This window comes from Natronosalvus sp. KLKA75 (assembly GCF_059736265.1).
Map to the genome: position 1 here is coordinate 1292196 of NZ_CM185522.1, position 18234 is coordinate 1310429.

The following is an 18234-nucleotide window of genomic DNA, read 5'->3' on the forward strand; positions in this document are numbered from 1 at the left end:
CGATCTCTCTTGGACCGAGTCCCTCCCGCGTCCCGGAGTTCACCGGCCACCGGTGTCCCGAGCCGCGGCCTGCACGACGGTCACGCCGCGTTTGACCGTCGCGGCGCGCTCGAGAAAGACGAGCGTCTTCGCCGGCGTCGTCGCCTTCGGGCGCGTTCGCAAGTCGGCCTCCCCGGCGGCGTCGACGGCCGCTTCTCGTCCCTGGTCGAACTCGAGGTGGGCCCGATCCGGGTGAACGAAGACGCGAGCGAGGCGCTCCAGCGGGTCGCCGTCCTCGTCCACGAAGGAAATATCGAACGCGCGAGCCCCGCCGACTGCCGGTTCGACGTTGCGGTCGGCGTTCGTCACCGCGAGTGACGCGAGTTCGTCGTCTGCCCGCCCGTCGATTTCGGAGGCGAGCAACTCGGCGATCCGCCGGCCGTCGGTAATCCGATCCTCGACCATACGCGCCGTTGTCCCCGGGCAGGCTAACCGTCTTCGATCAACGCCGAGCGGGCTGTAGGGGCGAGTTCGCCGACGTCGATCCCCTCACCGCTGGCGTAGACGACCGCAGCGGCCTCAATCGTGATCGCGTACTCCTGCTGGAGCGAGTTGATCGCGCCGACGGCCTCGTGCTTTTCGACGCCCGAGGCGACCAGCGCGTCCAGCACGCGCTCGAACGTCGAGCGCTCTCTGAGGAGGTCGTCGCCGGGGACGAAGTCGTCGTCGATGGTCACGCTCGAGGGATCGAACGTCGCCACCAGTTCGGGACCATCGCGCTCGAGGACGCCCTCCTGGGTCGCGACGTCGATGAGTCGCTGTGACTGGTCGGGTGAGAACCAGTCGCGATCGAGCGACAGCGCAACGACGAACTCGTTTTCGCGCAGTCGGTTCGTTCCGTGTTGTTTGAAGGGCGCGGCGACCGCGACGCGAAGGCTCATCGAGAACGACTCTCGCGACGGGGTGAATAACGTTGACGATTCAGGTTACCCTCAGTCCGACGCTCGCCTACCCTGATTCCGATTGGCTCGAGACGGCGGTGGAACTTGCGTCGACGTCACCTCGGGCGGGTCGGGAAGCACGCAGCGATCGAGTTCACGGTTGACGTGAGCGTACTCCTCGGGGGCGTTCGCGAGGGGATGTGCGGGGTTCTGGCTGCTGTCGATGCGAGCGGCCCGGACCTCGCCGAAGCGGTTGAGTCTGGCAATGATCCCGCGCCAGTGGTGAGTCGTCGCCGCCGGGACAGTGTACGGACGCGGCGGTTTGCGGTCGGGGTGTCCGGCGGCCAGGATCGCGGCGTTGACGTTGCTCGCGAGTTCGTCGTGATCGACGAGGATGCCGACGCGGGCGTCGACCGGCGCCCTGGCTGCGAGGACGTCGAGACCGAGGTGGAGTGCCCGGTACTCCGCGACGTTGTTGTCCGGCGGCACGTCGGTGGTCGCGATGCGACCGACGCGCGTGCCGTCGCGCGTTTCGATGACGGCCCCGAGGCCGCCACCCGCCCGTCGGAAGGACCCGTCGGTGGCGACGTAGAAGTCACGATGATGGGTTGACGGGGGGTGGGCGATGTGCGGTGTCGGCGACTCGTCGAACAGATCCCGAAGTGCGGGGCGGCCGTGAGCGGCCATATGCCGCTGTAGGACAGTCAAGTACTTAACAACTAGGCCGTCTCTCACCGAGCGTTAGTCGATCGGTTCCACCAATGTGCTGGTCGATCGAATCCAACAACGTATAAATAGGATGATTGTACATGTATGCGTATGCAGGGTGCTGACAAATTCACCACGAACCGCCGGAACGTCCTCCGATACACAGCCGGTGCGACCACGCTTGGACTCGCATCGATCGCCGGTTGTATCGGTGATGATCCGGACGATGGTAACGGCGGCAACGGGAACGGCAACGATAGTAACGGTAACGGCAACGGCAATGGAGGCGGTAGCCTCGACGAGATCACGCTGACGCTGACGCAGTTCCCGGACACCCAGGACCCGCTCGATCACATCACCGGGGACTACTTCAACGTCTACGACCACATCTACGAGCCGGTCTTCGACTTCCAACCCGGCGAGGGTATCCTCCCGCGCATCGCCGAGGAGTGGGAAGCACAGGGCGACGGCACGACCGAGGTCTCCCTCAGAGACGACGTGGTCTTCCACAACGGCGACGACCTCACCGCCGAGGACATCGCCTGGACGATCAACCGAACGATCGACCCCGATATGGGAGTCCAGAGTCCGATCGGCACGTACGGTCTCGGCTCCATCGAGGGCGCCGAAGCCGTCGACGAGACGACCCTCTCGATCAGCTACGGCGCGTCGGCCGGCCTCGCGGAGTTCGAGTTCGGGAACTACGCGCGAGCGATGAACAAGCAGTGGGCGGTCGACAACTTCGATGCCGAGAACGAAGCGATCGCCGGCGCTGATCCCGAAGCGTTCAACGGGACGGGACCGTACCAGGTCGTCGAGTACACCTCCGGTGAAGAAATCGTCGTCGAGGCGTTCGACGACTACTGGGGCGACCAGCCGCCGTTCAGCCGGGTCACGTTCAACGCCTCTGGCGAGTCGAGCAGCCGCGTCGCTGCACTCGAGACCGGCGAGAGCGACGTGACGATGAACATCCTCCCCGAGGACGTCCAGACCGTCCAGGACGCCGACGGCATCGACATCCGGAACGTCACGAGCTTCCGGAACATCTTCTGCCCGATGAAGAACACGGTGGAACCGTTCGACAGCCAGGAGTTCCGCCAGGCGATGAACTACGCCGTCGACAACGAGGCGATCGTCAGCGAGATCCTCAGCGGATTCGGCGAACCACGAGGACAGCCGGTCGCACCCGGTATCAACGGCTTCAACGACGAACTCGGACCGTACGAGCACGACCCCGGACGTGCCGAGAGCCTCGTCGAAGACAGCGGCTACGGCGACGTCGAGATCACGCTCACCGCCCCGCAGGGTCGCTACCTCAACGACGCCGCGATCGGCGAGCGCGTCGCCGACATGATCAACCAGCTCGACAACGTGAGTTGTGAGGCCGAAATCGTCGAGTTCGGGACGGTATCCGACGCCAACCAGGCCGGCGTCGACCCCAACGAGTTCGACATCCCGTTCTACATGATCGGCTGGGGGACCATCACGGGCGACACCGACTACGGCGTGCAGGGATTCTTCACGATTCCCGACAACCCGTCGCGAACCTTCGACGACGAGGAACTCAGCGACGCGATCCTCGAGACCCAACAGATCGACGACCCCGAGGAACGGACCGCGGCGCTCCAGGAGGTCAACGCGATGGCGCGTGAGAAGGCGCCGTTCGTCTTCCTGCACACCCAGGAGAGCATCTACGGGGCGAACAGCAACATCCAGTGGGAGCCCCGCGAGGACGAGACCATCTACATCTGGGAGATGGAGAACTAAGTCGGCCCTCAGCACCATCGAATAGAAACGCCATCTGACTTTTGTAGCGCCGAACGATCGGGTCCAGTAGTGACATCTCGGGCTCCCGTTCGGGTCCCGAAACCGCCAGAATCGGTCGGGGACCGACAGTATAATTAATGTTCGTGGATTCCTTCGATACATTCCGATGGCACTGAGGAAATTTCTGGTTAGACGAATACTGCAGGGCGTATTCGTCCTCTGGGGCGTGGTGACGGTCCTGTTCGGCCTCCGGGCCGTTTCACCGGGTGATCCGGCGACGCTGATACTCGGGCAGGGGGCGAACCGGGAGCTCGTCGAACGGGTCAGAGAAGAGGAGGGGCTCAACGATCCCATTTACGTACAGTACTTCGATTACGTCGAGGGGCTGCTCAGGGGAGACCTCGGCTATTCCTGGCAGTCGAGCCGGGACGTTTCGGCGATGGTCATCGAGCGAATTCCGGCGACGGTCGAACTCACGGTCGCCGCGACGATCGTGGCGATCGTCATCGCAATTCCCCTCGGAGTCGTCTCCGCGACGCGCCGGAACGAGCCCTCCGATTACGGCGCGACGCTGTTTTCACTCCTCGGAATCAGTACGCCGAACTTCTGGCTCGGGCTGATGTTGATCCTCGTGATGAGCGTCTGGTTCGGTATCCCGTATCCGGACGTCGCCACCGATACCTTCTCTATCGGAATCGTCCACATCCCGTATCCCACCTACATCGGCTTCGACTTCTACGGGTTCCCGACGGGGAGGCGTGGCGTGAGCTTCGCCGACGCAGTTCGGGCGATCGTCTTCGACCAGTCGATCAACGAGATGGGAACCTGGTTACACTACATCACCCTTCCGGCGATCACCCTCGGGACGTACTTTACCGCGCTTATCACCCGGCTCACCCGGAGCGGCATGATCGACGAACTCGGGAAGCCATACGTGACGGCGACGAAGGCGAAAGGGTTGCCGAACCCACTCATCCGATACAAGCACGTCCTTCGTAACACGATGATTCCGATTATCACGGTTCTGGGCCTTCAGATGGGGTCACTGATCGGCGGGTCGGTTATCACCGAAACCGTGTTCAACTGGCCGGGTCTCGGCCTCCGTCTGGTCGATGCGCTGAACGCTCGAGACTGGCCACTGATGCAGGGGATTATCCTCTTCATCGCCATCTCGTTCATCGTCATCAACATCGCTGTCGACGCGCTGTACACGTCGCTCAATCCGCAGGTGAACAACGAATGATCTCCAACCGAATTACGTCGAATCTCAAGCAGACGTTCGTCGAGAGTCTCCTGCCCAAAATCGGACTGGTTCTCCTGGTCGCAATCATCCTGATGGCGATTTTCGCGCCATTGCTGGCCACCCACGACCCGACCAGGACGGGGTACTACGCCGAGAGCGGCTCGCCGTACCCACCGCTGGGCCACTCCTACGAGACGCAGGTCGCCCAGGAGGGCGAAATCGGTGATGTCTCCGTCGAACCCACGAGCGAACACATCCTGGGAACCAACAACGTCGGACAGGACGTCTTCTCGCGGTTCGTCTACGGCGCTCGCGTTTCGCTGCTGGTCGCCTTGTTGGGAACCGCACTGGCCATGGTCGTCGGGGTTCCAGTCGGGCTCATCGCCGGCTACTACGGGGGCCGCGTCGACGACGGACTGATGCGGGTCGCCGACACGATGTTGGCGTTCCCCTCGCTCATCCTCGCGATGGCGCTGGTCGGCGTCTTCGGCTCCTCACCGATCTACGTCCCCGACCCGATCGTCGTGGCGGGACTCGCCGACGGCATGCCCGAATCGATACCCATTCCCGGTTCGGTGACGGTCGTGGCCGGTCTCGTCATCTGGGTCTGGTTCGCGCGAGTCGCTCGCGGAGAGGCCCTGTCGCTACGGAATCAGGAGTACGTTAAGGCGAGCAAGAGCTACGGGATGTCGAGTAGATCGATCCTCACCAAGCACATCCTCCCGAACAGCCTGACGCCCATCATCGTCCTCGCGACGATTCAGGTCGCCGTGGTGATTCTCCTCGAGGCGTCGCTGGCGTACCTCGGGTTCTCCGGCACGACACTGTCGTGGGGGTACGAAATCGAGCGTGGGCAGGACCTCCTCCGGACGCGCCCGTGGATCGCGATGATTCCTGGAATCGGCATCATGCTCACGGTGATTGCGGTCAACCTGCTCGGCGACTGGTTCCGCGATGCGCTCGACCCGAACATCGAAGGAAGCGAACGAGGTGCCTAACATGAGCGACGACATTCTCCGTATCAGCAACCTATCGACCCAGTTTTTCACCAGTGAGGGACAGGTAAACGCTGTCGACGACTTCGACCTGACGATCGAACGCGGCGAGGTCTTCGGTATCGTCGGCGAAAGCGGGAGCGGAAAGAGCGTGACGGCGCTTTCGATCATGGACTTGGTCGAATCGCCAGGGGAGGTGACGAGCGGGTCGATCGAGTACCGAAATCCGACGTTCGCCGACGCGATGCGAGAATCCCATCCGGCGGCCGTCGAGGGAGAGATGGTCGACCTGCTCGCGATTCCCGAGGAGGCTCGTCGCTCGCTCAGGGGCACCTCCTTCAGCATGATCTTTCAGGATCCCGAGAGCAGTTTCAACCCCAGTCTGACGGTCGGCGAACAGATCGCCGAAGCCGTCGAGGTCCAGCAACGGGCGACCCCGAACCCGCGTTCCGGCGAGGCTCGAACGCGGGGGCCGGAGTACTCCCTGAGATCGTACGTCATGTCGATGGCACTCCCCTCGAAACGCTACGTGAGCGAGGAGAGTAAGGCGAAAGCGATCGAATTGCTCAAGACCGTGGGGATTCCGGACCCGGCCCAGCGCGCCGACGAGTACCCCCACGAGTACTCCGGCGGCATGCTCCAGCGGGCGATGATCGCTCAGGCGCTTGCCGGCGAACCGGACATCCTGATCGCCGACGAACCGACGACCGCGCTCGACGTGACGATCCAGGCCCAGATCCTCGACCTCCTGGACGACCTCCAGGAGGAGTCGGGCATGACCATCCTGCTGATCACGCACAACCTCGGCGTCGTCGCCCGAATGTGTGATCGCGTCGGCGTGATGTACGCTGGGGAGATCGTCGAACGCGGCACTCTCGAGGACGTCTTCGACCGGTCGGTCCACCCGTACACGGAGGGACTGCTCGGGAGCGTTCCCGATCTCGAGGGAACCGCCGAGCGGTTGCGATCGATCCCGGGGAACGTCCCGAGCCTCCTCGATCACGAGATGCCCGACCGGTGTTACTTCGCTGATCGGTGCCCGAAGGCGATGGATGAGTGCCTGAAGAAGCCGCCGGCGTACGCGGCCGAGGGAAGTGCAAACCACACAACGAAGTGTTATCTCGCGGAGATGGAGTACGACCCGAATCAGGCGCTCGAAAACGATGCTCTCGAGCGGGAGGCGACGGCGACGACCGACGGAGGTGAGTCACAATGAGCCTCGATACCGGAAGTGACCAGCCGCTGGTGCGCGTCGAGGGACTCCGCAAGTACTTCTACGAGCAAGATTCGTACATCGACCGGTTGTTTGGGCAGGAGCCCGTCGCCGTCCGTGCGGTCGACGACGTAGACTTCGAGGTGCACCGCGGCGAGACGCTCGGTCTCGTCGGCGAATCTGGCTGCGGGAAATCGACGACGGGAGAGACGCTGTTACACCTGCAAGAACCCACCGACGGCGTCGTCCAGTTCGAGGGCCAGAACGTCTTCGAACTCGAGGGCGACCGTCGCAACGAGTTCCGGCGGAACGCACAGGTCGTCTTCCAGGATCCGTTCTCGAGCCTCGATCCGCGAATGACGATCGGAAAGACGATCCAGCAGCCACTCGCGGTCCACGACGTCGGCACTGCCGAGGAACGCCGCGATCGGGCCCAGGAATTGCTCGAGCGCGTCGGCCTGTCGGCCGACCAGATCGATCGCTATCCACACGAGTTTTCGGGCGGCCAGCGCCAGCGGATCGGCATCGCGCGGGCGCTCGCCCTCGAACCCGAGTTCATCGTCCTCGACGAACCGACGAGCGCACTCGACGTGAGCGTCCAGGCACAGGTCCTCAATCTGCTCGAGGACCTCCAGGAGGAGTTCGACCTCACGTACCTGCTCATCAGCCACGACCTCTCGGTCATCCGCCACATCTGTGATCGGGTTGCCGTCATGTACCTGGGCGAAATCGTCGAAACCGGCCCGGTCGAGGAAATTTTCGGCGCGCCGAAGCACCCCTACACGCGGGCACTGCTCGAGAGCGTCCCGCGGGCGTCGACCGACGAGCGCGATCGCGACCGCGAAACGCTATCCGGTGACGTCCCCTCGCCGCGGGACCCGCCGAGTGGCTGCCGGTTCCGGACGCGGTGCCCGAAGGTGATTCCGCCCGAAGACGTCGCTATCGAGCAAGACGCCTACCGGGAGATCATGACCCTCAGAGAACTGGTCGAACGGGAGAATATCAGTCTCGAGGTCGCCAGCGACCACGCCGTGATGACCGACGAGGGAATCGACGTCGACCCGGCCGATACGGACGCCTTCGTCGCGGACCTGAAGGCCCACGTTCTCGACACGCAGCTGCCGCCGAAACACGATGCGGTAGTCGAGGATGCGCTGGCGCCACTCGCCAACGGGGACTGGGACGAATCCGCGACGCGGTTGCGCGACGCCTACGAGAGCGTCTGCGAACTCGAGAACCCGGAGTTGGGGAACGACGCTCACCCCGTCGCCTGTCACCTCTACATCGACGAGCGCTGACGTTCGACGAATCTGGATTTTCCTGGGAAATGGCGGATTACTCCCTCGAGCGCCCCGTTTCGGACGCGATGCTTTTGCGCGTTTCTCGCGTATCGGTGCTATGGCGAGCAAAGCACCGATCTACTGCGAACTGTGTAAGGAGACGATCGACACCGACGAGAGCCTCGAACACCACCTGTTGAACGAACACCGACCGCCCGAACTGGCCGAGCGGCTCGCGTCCCAGTGGGAATCTGAAGAACTGGGCGATCCTTCCTGACGGATTTGTGTGCTGTGTACTGTGAGCCGTTTGCTGTGTGCTGTGTGCTGTGAACCGTGTGCTAAGCGACGTGATCCGTAGAGGCCACTCGAGAAGCGGCTTTTGAGCCTGGCAACCACACTGAACGCAGGGGTGACCTCGATAACCGGACTCCGGCCGCTGTCTCGTGCACTTCGCGAATGGATCGGTTCGGCTGCGTCGCCGACCGACCGGCGTTCGTACCGTTTACGAGCATCGGTTCTCGAGCCGTGGATCGATATCGGCGATTACACCGTTTTCTGACGACAGTAACGGCGATTACGGCTTCGCAATCGATGTTACTGGCAGACCCGAGATTTGTAATCGAAATTATCGGCGTGTTCGGTTTAGATAACAAAGTAGGGTATCCTCGAGAGGATGTGTTGGCGGGCTATCCGCCGGATGAAACAAATGTCAGGAAAGGACCGTTTTGTCGTAGCTTTCGTCGCGTTATTCGTGGCGACCGGCATGATCTTTGCCGGGAGCGCAGTGGCGCTAGGGGCGACATCGGCATCAGATGCATCGAATTGTGAACAGGCGGAAGTAACGATCGTCAATGGGGCGCAAGATAGCTATCAGGAAGCCGACGGCGACGAGAATTACCAGGACCAGGTCGCCACGGTAGACGGCGAGTTGCTACAGAGTCAACTCGCGACCGGCGACGACAACTGCCAGGAGGCGACCCAGGTGCTCTACTACCAGCAGAGCCAGGAGCAGTGGGCGTTGTTCGGTGACGACAACGAGCAGGTGGAGGACCAGGGTATCCTCGTTTTCTACACACAGAATCAGTCCGCCGAGGGTGACGACAACGATCAGAGCGCCGAACAGCACGGAGACATCCAGCAGGACCAGATCCAGTACGTCATCCTGGGTGTCGACAACGACCAGCTGAGCGCCCAGGAGGCGGCGCAGGTGCTCGTCCAATCGCAGTCCGTCGAGGGTGACGACAACGACCAGAGCGCCGAACAGAACGACAACAACATCAGCCAGTTCCAGATCCAGCTTTCAATTGCTGGGAACGACAACGCGCAAGGCGCGAGTCAGACTGGCGTGCAGGTGCTCGAGCAATCCCAGACGGCCGAGGGTGACGACAACGACCAGAGCGCCGAGCAAAACGACAACGACATCGGCCAACAGTCGGTTCAGTTGGTGATCTTCGGCAACGACAACGAGCAAAATACTACTCAGGCTGCCGAGCAACTCTTCAGCCAGGAGCAGTCCGCCGAGGGTGACGATAACGACCAGAGCGCCGAGCAAAACGACAACGACATCGACCAGCAGTCGGTTCAGCTCGTGCTCTTTGGCGACAACAACGATCAGGACGCCAGCCAGAGTGCGAGCCAGTCGTTGAGTCAGGAACAGAGCGCAGAGGGTGACGATAACGACCAGAGCGCCGAGCAAAACGACAACGACATCGACCAACGGTCGGTTCAGCTCGTGCTCTTCGGCGACGACAACGAGCAATCGTCCGACCAGGACGGTGAACAAAGCAGTAGCCAGGAGCAGACGGCAGAGGGTGACGACAACGAGCAGGAAGCCGAGAGCGAGCAGGAGATCGATCAGGACGCCGAGCAGAAGGCGAGCGGCTACGAGAACGAACAAGCGTCCGAGCAAGAAGCCGACCAGGAGGTCGAGCAGGAACAGGAAGTAGAGGACGGTGACGACAACGAGCAAGAAGCCGAAGCTGAACAAGAGTCAGATCAGGAGACCGACCAGCAGACGAACGGCGACTACAACGACCAGGAAGCTGAACAGGAGGCTGAACAAGAAGCTGAGCAAGAACAAGAAGTCGAGGACGGCGACGACAACGAGCAAGAAGCCGAAAGCGAGCAAGAATCTGAACAAGAAGTCGAACAGGACGCCGACGGCGTCAAGAACGACCAGGAAGCCGAACAGGAATCCGAACAGGAGGTCGAACAGGAGCAGGAAGTCGAGGACGGTGACGACAACGAGCAAGAAGCCGAAAGCGAACAGGAATCCGAGCAGGAAACTGAGCAGGACGCTGACGGTGCCCTGAACGACCAGGAGGCCGAACAGGAGACTGAACAAGAAGCCGAGCAAGAGCAGGAAGTCGAAGACGGCGACGACAACGACCAGGAAGCCGAAAGCGAACAGGAAACCGAGCAAGAGGTCGACCAGGACGCTGACGGCGCCCTGAACGACCAGGAGGCCGAACAGGAAGCCGAGCAGGAGGCCGAATCTGAGCAGGAAGTCGAGGATGGTAACGACAACGAGCAAGAAGCCGAATCTGAGCAGGAAACTGAGCAGGAGGCCGAACAGGACGCTAGTGGTCTCGACAACGAGCAGGAAGCCGAGCAGGAAGCCGAGCAAGAAGTCGAACAGGAGCAGGATGTCGAGGACGGTGACGACAACGAGCAAGAAGCCGAGGCTGAGCAAAAGACGGAACAGGATACCGAACAGGACGCCGACGGCGCCCTGAACGACCAGGAGGCCGAACAAGAAGCCGAGCAGGAGGGCGAACAGGATCAGGAAGTTGAAGACGGCAACGACAACGAGCAGGAGGCCGAAAGCGAACAAGAGACCGAACAGGAGGTCGAACAAGACACCGACGGTCTCGCTAACGAACAGGAGGCCGAGCAGGAAGCTGAACAAGAAGCCGAGCAAGAGCAGGAAGTCGAGGACGGCGACGACAACGAGCAAGAAGCCGAAAGCGAGCAAGAATCTGAACAAGAAGTCGACCAGGACGCCGACGGCGTCAAGAACGACCAGGAAGCCGAACAGGAATCCGAACAGGAGGCCGAGCAGGAACAGGAAGTCGAGAACGGTAACGACAACGAGCAGGAGGCGGAAACCGAACAGGAGACCGAGCAAGAAGTCGATCAGGACTCGAGTGGTGTCGCCAACGACCAGGAGGCTGAACAGGAAGCTGAACAGGAGGCCGAACAGGAACAAGAAGTCGAAGACGGCAACGAGAACGATCAGGAAGCTGACCAGGAGAGCGACGTCGAACAAGAGACCGACCAGGAGGCGACCGGAACCTCGAACGACCAGAACGTCGAGCAGGACGCCGAAACCGACCAGAACCAGGAGCAGACCGTCGAGAACGGCGACGACAACGAGCAGACTGCCGAGCAGGACGCCGAGGTCGAACAAAACGCCGACCAGGAGGCCACTGGCGACGATAACGACCAGTCCATCGAACAGGACGCGGACGTGAACCAGGACCAGGAACAGACTATCGAGGACGGCGACGGCAACGAACAGACCGCCGAGCAGGACGCCTCGATCGAACAGAACGCCGAACAGGACTCGGACGGCACTGACACGGTGACCCAGACCGACGAGACCGAGGTCGACCAGACGCAAACCCAGCACGCGTCTGGCGACGACAACACGCAGTCCCAGTCCCAGTCGACCACTATCACGACCAGCCAGAGCGCCGCGTAATCGCCTTCAGCTGGTATGTTTTTTTGAAGCCGTGCGACCCGGACTCGAGTACACACGTAGAAACGCAGCTTCGTTGTTTCGTCAGCTTCGCCGTTTCGTCGGCTTCGTCGAACGTCTCGAGCGAGTCAGGCGAGTTGAGCGAGTCGACCGTCAAATGTCTCGAACGTCTCGAACGAGGGTCGACCGAGAGTCGTGCGAAAATTGCCCCGCATCAATCCAGGTTATTCGAGCCAATCGGCCAGACCAGTTCGTCTGGCTGCTCGGTCCTGGAGGCGTTCGGGGCTCATCACTGACGAAATTTGTGACGAAATGGTGAGAAACGGCACGGACTTCGATTCGTTCGACGTCTGTCCACGCCTAGTGCTGTTTCCCGTTGGTCCGACTCGCCGTTCGTTATCTACGGGTGATCGGCCTTCTTTTGTTTCTTGTAATCCGGCATGCACTCGCTCTCGTCCTCATCTTCGTTTTCGTCTTCGTCGCCATCACTTTCGTCGTCCCCGTCGCTATCGTCTTCGTTTTGGTTGTCGTCGTTTTCGTCCTCGTCATCGCCGTCGTCACTTTCGTCTCCGTCACTCGTGCTCGTGTGTTCCTCCTGCGTGCTAATCTGTACGCTCTCCTGGATCACGTAGATCGCACTCTCGTCCGCCTCGACGGCGATATCGACGTCCTGGTCGTTCAGCTGAGAACTCTCCTGTATCACGTCAGCCGTCGCATCCGGACCTGCCGCGGCGGCCATCGCTTCTTGCTCGCTGACCTGGACGTTGATCTGGGCGACGACGACCGCCGCCTCCGAGGCGGTAACGTTCACCGAGGCGAACTGCATCGCACGCTGGTCGTTCTCCTGGTGGACGACCGCCGACGCGTTCTCGCCGGCCGCCGCCGCGTAGCCGGTCTGGTCGTTCTCCTGGACGTTCAGTTGTACGACCAGGACTGCTGCCCGCTCGGCATCGACCGTGACCGTCGCGTTTTGGTTCGTCGTCTGACTGTTCTCTTGATAGACCTCCGCGCGACTGTTGGGTCCAGTCGCCGTCGACTCGCCGTCCTGTTCGGTCCGGTCGCGTGTGACTTGCTCCACCGTCACGACCGTCCCGTGATCGGTCGTGATCGTCGCTTCACCGTCGTCGACGGCGAGCGTTTCGCCGTTCGCAGTCGACGCCGTCACGTCGTTCGTGAAGTCCGCGAGCGTCGCCCCATCGGTGTCGTCCGCCGACTCCAGCAGCGTTCCCCAGACGAGTTCGGCATCCTCGTCTTCCAGGGCATGTACCTGCGTGTTCTCTTCCCCGTCGACTGCACTCGATTCGATGACGACCGCCTCGAGTTCGTCGGTGTCGAACTCGGCGAGTGCCTCCTCGACCGACATCGTTCCGTCTTCGGTCACGACCGTGGCCGAGTCGGTGCCGTTCCCGGCGTTCGTGTGCGACTGATCGGGTTCGAACGTCGTCGCCTCGAGTGGCGTCTGGGTCGCTTCCGTGACGGTACCTGTCGCTGCCAGCGATGCGCCTGCTGGGACTGCCATGCCGATCACGACTATGACAACCGCGAGCAGTGTGATCGGGATGGGAGTGTGTTTTTGCATGATAATACCGATTCTGACGACGGTAACAGTGTGTTTTAATAATGACTTCCCAACCATTCGTAGGGTGGTTCAACGGGCCTGCTGGGGCAAATTCGGGAGACCGTCAGCAGGCAGAGTCGTCGGAAGCAGCGAATATCGAGCACGTACCGCAAACGTCGCTCGAGAGAGGAGGCCATTCCCGAGGTGTACGGACTGAATACCGATCGGTACGTCCAATTACGGACCGGAGCCGGCGCGAACGAACGGAGTTAAAAGGGGGTTACGGGCCGGCTGTCGGAATCGTCACCAGGAGAGGTGTCCATACGGATACCACCACGTTCGGTAAGCCTCGAGTACGAGGGACGTAATGTGGCCTTTCGATGAGATGATTCGTTCTCTCCCGGTGAGCGAATCGATCACAGCGCGACCCGGAACCCTCGCGGTTCGCGTATGGAAACCACTCTTGATATATCGGTGCCACGAATATTTCGGCGGCGAAATGGCACGTATCGACGACCAACACGCACGATGACGAGTAATCGCGTACGGAAATTTCGACATGTGACGGTTCACGGACGATATAAGTCTAATTGTCAGCCTATAACGAGGTTCTCCCTTTAAGAGATCGGTCGTCGATGAGTCGAGTGACTGCCGTACGCATGAACGGGAATAGCCAACTGCTCGAGGATCTCTCTGAAGACATCCGGGAGATGACGAGGAATATCCGGAGACGATACGTCCTGTATTGCCTGTCAGAGCGGGACGGACCGGTGGACCTCTTCGACCTCGTCGAACGCGTCGCGAGTTGGGAATCCGGGTGCGAACCCGATCAGCTCGACAGACGAACCATCAAGTCGGTCTACAGCTCGCTCTATCAATCGCACCTCCCGTTGCTCGAGGAGCGAAACCTCGTCTCGTTCGACCGGCAACGAAAGATGGTCTCGCCGACGGATCGAACGGAACGCGTCACGATCGAATTTCGGACGGACCCATCTCCTCTCGACCGACAGTCGATGGCCACGATCGTCGGGGTCTCTATCGCAGCCGCGTCGGTGAGCCTCTGGGGAGGACAGTTCTTCCCGACTGCGATCAGTGGTCTCGTGGGAATCACCCTGCTCGCGGTCGTGCTCGTCTCGAGCTATGCCGCGTATCGATCCGCTCGACAATCGACGACGTCGATTGCGCCGGATTTCACGCTCACGGTCGACGACACGCGTCGCTAATCGAGTCGCAGTCGCTCCCTTCTACTCGAGAACAGTGAAGATTGTGTAGACTCGAGTTCCGAATTGCCCGTCGGTGACGTTTCGGATACCGAAGCTCGAAATGAGACGGCGGACCAACGGATTCGTCCAGCGCGAACGACCGAGGCCGCTACTGAGGCCAACGGAACGGTAGCCTTGAGCCTACAGTTCGTCAAGGTTCCAGTGACGATAGTGGCGATAGTAGTGATAGTGGCAATAGTGGCGAGAACACATCGAGAACGGACGACTCCCCGCACCGCTCAAAAATCGTCCACTCTCGCATCCTTTTGGCCGTCCGGTTCGTAATCGGGTATCGAGGAGGGCAGATCGGAGTCGTTGAACGCGTCGAACTCGTCGATGCCTTCGATCAGGACGTTCTCCGTTGCCGCCCCGTCTACTCGTTGTGCCACCAGTCCGCTGTGGACAGCCTGCAGTTCTTCGACGGATAGTCCAATCTCCAGAAACTCGAGGATCACCTGATCGAGTTCGTCCTGCGCACCGTCGACACCACGCACCAGCTTCTCCCCGGCCGCCGCAATCCGCACCCGTTGTGACTCGGACATCAATTCCGGGCTCGGAACCGGAACCGACGAAACTTCGTACGTGAGTAACTGAAGCGCCCCTCCGCCCTCGTGTCGGCCCCACAGCTCGAGCAGTACCTTGTACACCGTCGAGTGGAGAACGGAGGGGAGCACGTCGTGGTACGCGGTTATATCGACGCACTGAATCGCGTTCGTTGGCGCGTACCCACCGGCGTTGTCGACCGTGAACACCCGTTCGTTGTAGAACACCGGATGTAAGACGTCCGGGACGAGCAGGTCTCCCAGGTTGAACCAGGGCGTGTGCTGGGACACGGTTCGTCCATCGGGGACGCCCGCTTCTTCCCCGTACTCGAGGTAGCTGACCGTCGACTCGTACCCGTCGTTGCGCAATTCCTCCTTTACGTCTTCTGCTCGCTCGCTCGTCGAGCCCAGTCCGTCCTGCCGTGACTCGACGGCATCGACGTACGCGCCGAAATCGAGAAGGTACTGATCCGTATCCGCCACGCGATACGACTCCAGCGCTCGAATCGATCGAATCGCTGGCTGCAAGAATCGTTCGTCGATCCCCCACTGTGTGACGTCCTGCTCGTCGAGTAAGAAAAAGTCGTTGTTGCCCGTCTTGTTGCCGAACGCCACGTCTGCATACGTATCCAGCCGTCGCATCTTGTCACTGTGTACGAGCGGAATAAACGGGCTCGGACCGTACAGGTAGTGACCGAGCTTTCGTCCACCCTGTCTCTCCAGGCGAGCCTGGGGGAGACTAACGACTCGGTACGCTTCGGTCGTCTTGATTCCAAACGCCTTCCCGTCGGGAATCGACCGTCGAGCGCCCGCAATCGACGACAGTTCCTTTGGCGACAGCGACTCTTTCACCCTGATGAGGTCCATAACCGTCTCTCGGCGCTCCGCTTCGTCGGTACATCGTTCAGCGAACAACACTACCGTATCGACGAGCGCAGTGAACGCTCTGTCGGAGAACCCGACGATGGCGTGGACTTTCGTTTGATCGTACAGGAACTCTTGAAACGACTCGCCGTATTTCGTCGTCAGCCACTTCGTGGGGACGATGAATCCGAGGCGCCCCCCGTCTCGGAGGAACTGCAACGCGTGGGAGACGAAGTAGACGTACGCGTCGGATCTAGTCGAAAGTTTGTTTTGTCCGCTCGCGTATCGACTCGAGTTCTCCGCGCCGTACTTTCTCAGGTGAGAACGGAAGTGGTCCCTGTCGGGAGACAGGTTCTCCTGGCGGATGTACGGCGGGTTCGCGACTACTGCGTCGTATCTCATCGGTTCGTTTCCCGTCTCGTCTCCCTCCGATAGCCGACTATCCCTGGGAGACACGTTGAAGAAGGAGTCGTTGATCGTGTGTAACCGGCTGGTTCGCTCCTGGACGGTTCGTGACGCGAGATTGAGCGCCGTGAGGTGTAACGGGAATCGATTGACGTCAATTGCGGTGACGTTGCCGAGGATTTCCTGGTGTGTTGCGGTGGGTGCAAGTTCCTGCATTCGGTGGTACGCTTTTACCGGGAACGTACCGCTTCCGGACGCCGGATCGAGGACTCGAGGGACGCCATTTCCCTGCGGTTGCAGTGCCCAGTTACAAATCGCTTCGGCGATAGCTGGATGGGTGTAAAACTGCCCGAAGGACTTTCGCTCGAGTTCCGGGATCAGTTCCTCGTACAGTTCTCCGACCAGGTCTTCGTCGACGGTAGAGAGGTTCTTCGCTTCGATGCTTCCGTGCAACGCACGAACGGCCGACCGCGTTTTCGAGTTGTGTGGGTACGCGGCGAACAACGACGTGTCGTCGTCGAGCACCGATTCGAGGCCCACTTCCGCCTGGAGATCTTCGAACAGCCGCGCTATTCCGGTTTCACCATCGGCCGTTGAGGCGTCTTCGACGAGGGACACGAGCGGATTCCCGCTCTTCGTCTCTCTCGGTTCGGACGGCTGTTCTCGAACGACCTCGGAGAACAGGACGTGACTGGCCACCAGGTACGCGTACTGTTTGGCGGCGAGGGAGAACTGTTCGGACTCCTCGAGTGACGCGTAGTCGTTCTCTCGAACCCACTCGTCGAACGTTTCGGCAAAATCGGGGTCGGTTTCGTACGTTTCTCGGGCGAGGGTTCGAAACGTCGGCCAGCTCGCGTCGTGAAACGAGCGAAGTGGACCGACGATTCGGTCGCGTGCGCTCTGCCGGGGAAGTTCATCGTGAGTCGTGAGGGACTGAACCGCGTGGAGGATCGTCGAGAGCCGGTCGTTTGCCGACGGACCGTCGAAGTCGACGTCACGGAAATCGAGGTAGTAGTACGGAATCTCCGAAATCCCACACTGGTCGGTGTTGTGAAACAGGAAGAAGTCACGGGAGTTGCACGTCGCGAAGTGCTCGACACCTGCCGCGTCGGCATCGTCTCGAGCCTGTGTAATTACGTCGACGTCGAGGGGATTGACGCAATCGCGCTCGACTTCGATAACCAGGCTCTCGATAACTTCGGATTCGACGACAATGTTTCCCAGTCCCCGTTCGGTCCCCTCCTCAAGGCGAACGGAATCGACCGACGTTCGTTCGCGGTCGACGTAGTCCCGCAATCGCGTACAGAGAAGACGGTGGAACTCCGGTTCGGATGGAGTGCCCGGCATAGTTTGGACTCAGACGGGTCCGTATTGATTCTATTGATCAGTCGGTCACTCGAGTACCGCTCGGTGAACGGACGCGTGACGGTGGTAAGGGCTCGAGGGCGACCAGTGTCTGCAGCTAGTTGTGGCTGTGGACCATCACGTGGCAACCACCGTTATCCGTGTCCGGCCGCTACAGTCGAGTATGTCCCCCTCCGCTGAACCCCCCGAGCAATCGACGCCACGAAAGTCGATGCTCATTTGTTTCACGTGCGGTCACGAAAGCCCCCTCGAAGCGGACTGGATCCGCCGAGTGCACGACGACGCCACCGACATCGAGTGTCCGACGTGTGGAACGACGATCACCTCTCGCCCGACCAGTGCCGATTCGGTCACGGAGAGCAAGGGCGGCCTTTGCTACCGTCCAGGCGATTGAGTCGTCGACGTGCCGTTC

Annotated in this window: 14 protein-coding genes; 9 read left to right on the top strand and 5 right to left on the bottom strand. The window is 61.0% G+C overall.

Features of this window, described 5'->3' with window-relative positions:
* Positions 1 to 39: 39 nt before the first annotated feature.
* From AC6I65_RS06315 to AC6I65_RS06325, 3 genes are read right to left on the bottom strand one after another with little or no spacing between them, the layout of a single operon-like run.
* Positions 40 to 444: a DUF7993 family protein gene (locus tag AC6I65_RS06315; protein WP_497901091.1), complete on the bottom strand. Its 405-nt coding sequence runs from the start codon at positions 442 to 444 to the stop codon at positions 40 to 42.
* 23 nt (positions 445 to 467) lie between these two features.
* Complete coding sequence (locus AC6I65_RS06320; protein ID WP_497901092.1) at positions 468 to 920, bottom strand: DUF2240 family protein; 453 nt, start codon at positions 918 to 920, stop codon at positions 468 to 470.
* Between the two features lie 51 nt (positions 921 to 971).
* Positions 972 to 1607, bottom strand: coding sequence for a ribonuclease H family protein (locus AC6I65_RS06325; RefSeq protein ID WP_497901093.1), 636 nt, complete (start codon positions 1605 to 1607; stop codon positions 972 to 974).
* Positions 1608 to 1739: 132 nt separating this feature from the next.
* On the opposite strand from AC6I65_RS06325, the gene AC6I65_RS06330 reads away from it, so the two are divergent.
* From AC6I65_RS06330 to AC6I65_RS06360, 7 genes are all read left to right on the top strand, one after another.
* Positions 1740 to 3395 carry an ABC transporter substrate-binding protein gene (locus tag AC6I65_RS06330; RefSeq protein WP_497901094.1) on the top strand — a complete coding sequence of 552 codons (1656 nt, stop codon included), beginning with the start codon at positions 1740 to 1742 and terminating at the stop codon, positions 3393 to 3395.
* Between the two features lie 166 nt (positions 3396 to 3561).
* On the top strand, positions 3562 to 4638 hold the full coding sequence (locus AC6I65_RS06335) for an ABC transporter permease (RefSeq protein WP_497901095.1): 1077 nt from the start codon (positions 3562 to 3564) through the stop codon (positions 4636 to 4638).
* Positions 4635 to 5636, top strand: coding sequence for an ABC transporter permease (locus AC6I65_RS06340; RefSeq protein ID WP_497901096.1), 1002 nt, complete (start codon positions 4635 to 4637; stop codon positions 5634 to 5636). Before AC6I65_RS06335 ends, AC6I65_RS06340 begins: the two co-directional genes overlap by 4 nt.
* 1 nt (position 5637) lies before the next feature.
* Positions 5638 to 6849, top strand: a complete 1212-nt coding sequence (locus AC6I65_RS06345) for an ABC transporter ATP-binding protein (protein ID WP_497901097.1) — start codon at positions 5638 to 5640, stop codon at positions 6847 to 6849.
* Positions 6846 to 8144, top strand: a complete 1299-nt coding sequence (locus AC6I65_RS06350; RefSeq protein WP_497901098.1) for an ABC transporter ATP-binding protein — start codon at positions 6846 to 6848, stop codon at positions 8142 to 8144. The genes AC6I65_RS06345 and AC6I65_RS06350 overlap by 4 nt, the downstream gene beginning before the upstream one ends.
* A gap of 100 nt (positions 8145 to 8244) precedes the next feature.
* Positions 8245 to 8403, top strand: a complete 159-nt coding sequence (locus AC6I65_RS06355; RefSeq protein ID WP_497901099.1) for a hypothetical protein — start codon at positions 8245 to 8247, stop codon at positions 8401 to 8403.
* Positions 8404 to 8877: 474 nt separating this feature from the next.
* Entirely contained in the window at positions 8878 to 11829 is a 2952-nt protein-coding gene (locus AC6I65_RS06360; RefSeq protein WP_497901100.1) for a hypothetical protein, read from the top strand.
* Between the two features lie 397 nt (positions 11830 to 12226).
* Here AC6I65_RS06360 and AC6I65_RS06365 read toward each other — a convergent pair whose 3' ends face one another.
* Positions 12227 to 13345 (bottom strand): hypothetical protein, encoded by a 1119-nt coding sequence (locus tag AC6I65_RS06365; RefSeq protein WP_497901101.1) that lies wholly within the window; start codon positions 13343 to 13345, stop codon positions 12227 to 12229.
* A gap of 698 nt (positions 13346 to 14043) precedes the next feature.
* Here AC6I65_RS06365 and AC6I65_RS06370 point away from each other — a divergent pair.
* On the top strand, positions 14044 to 14607 hold the full coding sequence (locus AC6I65_RS06370; protein WP_497901102.1) for a DUF7344 domain-containing protein: 564 nt from the start codon (positions 14044 to 14046) through the stop codon (positions 14605 to 14607).
* Between the two features lie 278 nt (positions 14608 to 14885).
* On the opposite strand, the gene AC6I65_RS06375 is transcribed toward AC6I65_RS06370, so the two are convergent.
* Positions 14886 to 17804 (bottom strand): Eco57I restriction-modification methylase domain-containing protein, encoded by a 2919-nt coding sequence (locus AC6I65_RS06375; RefSeq protein ID WP_497901103.1) that lies wholly within the window; start codon positions 17802 to 17804, stop codon positions 14886 to 14888.
* A 229-nt stretch (positions 17805 to 18033) separates the two neighbouring features.
* Between AC6I65_RS06375 and AC6I65_RS06380 the strand changes: the two genes are divergently transcribed.
* The gene (locus tag AC6I65_RS06380; protein WP_497903169.1) at positions 18034 to 18216 is read left to right on the top strand and encodes a DUF8106 domain-containing protein; all 183 of its coding nucleotides are present in this window, start codon (positions 18034 to 18036) and stop codon (positions 18214 to 18216) included.
* The last annotated feature ends 18 nt before the right edge of the window (positions 18217 to 18234 follow it).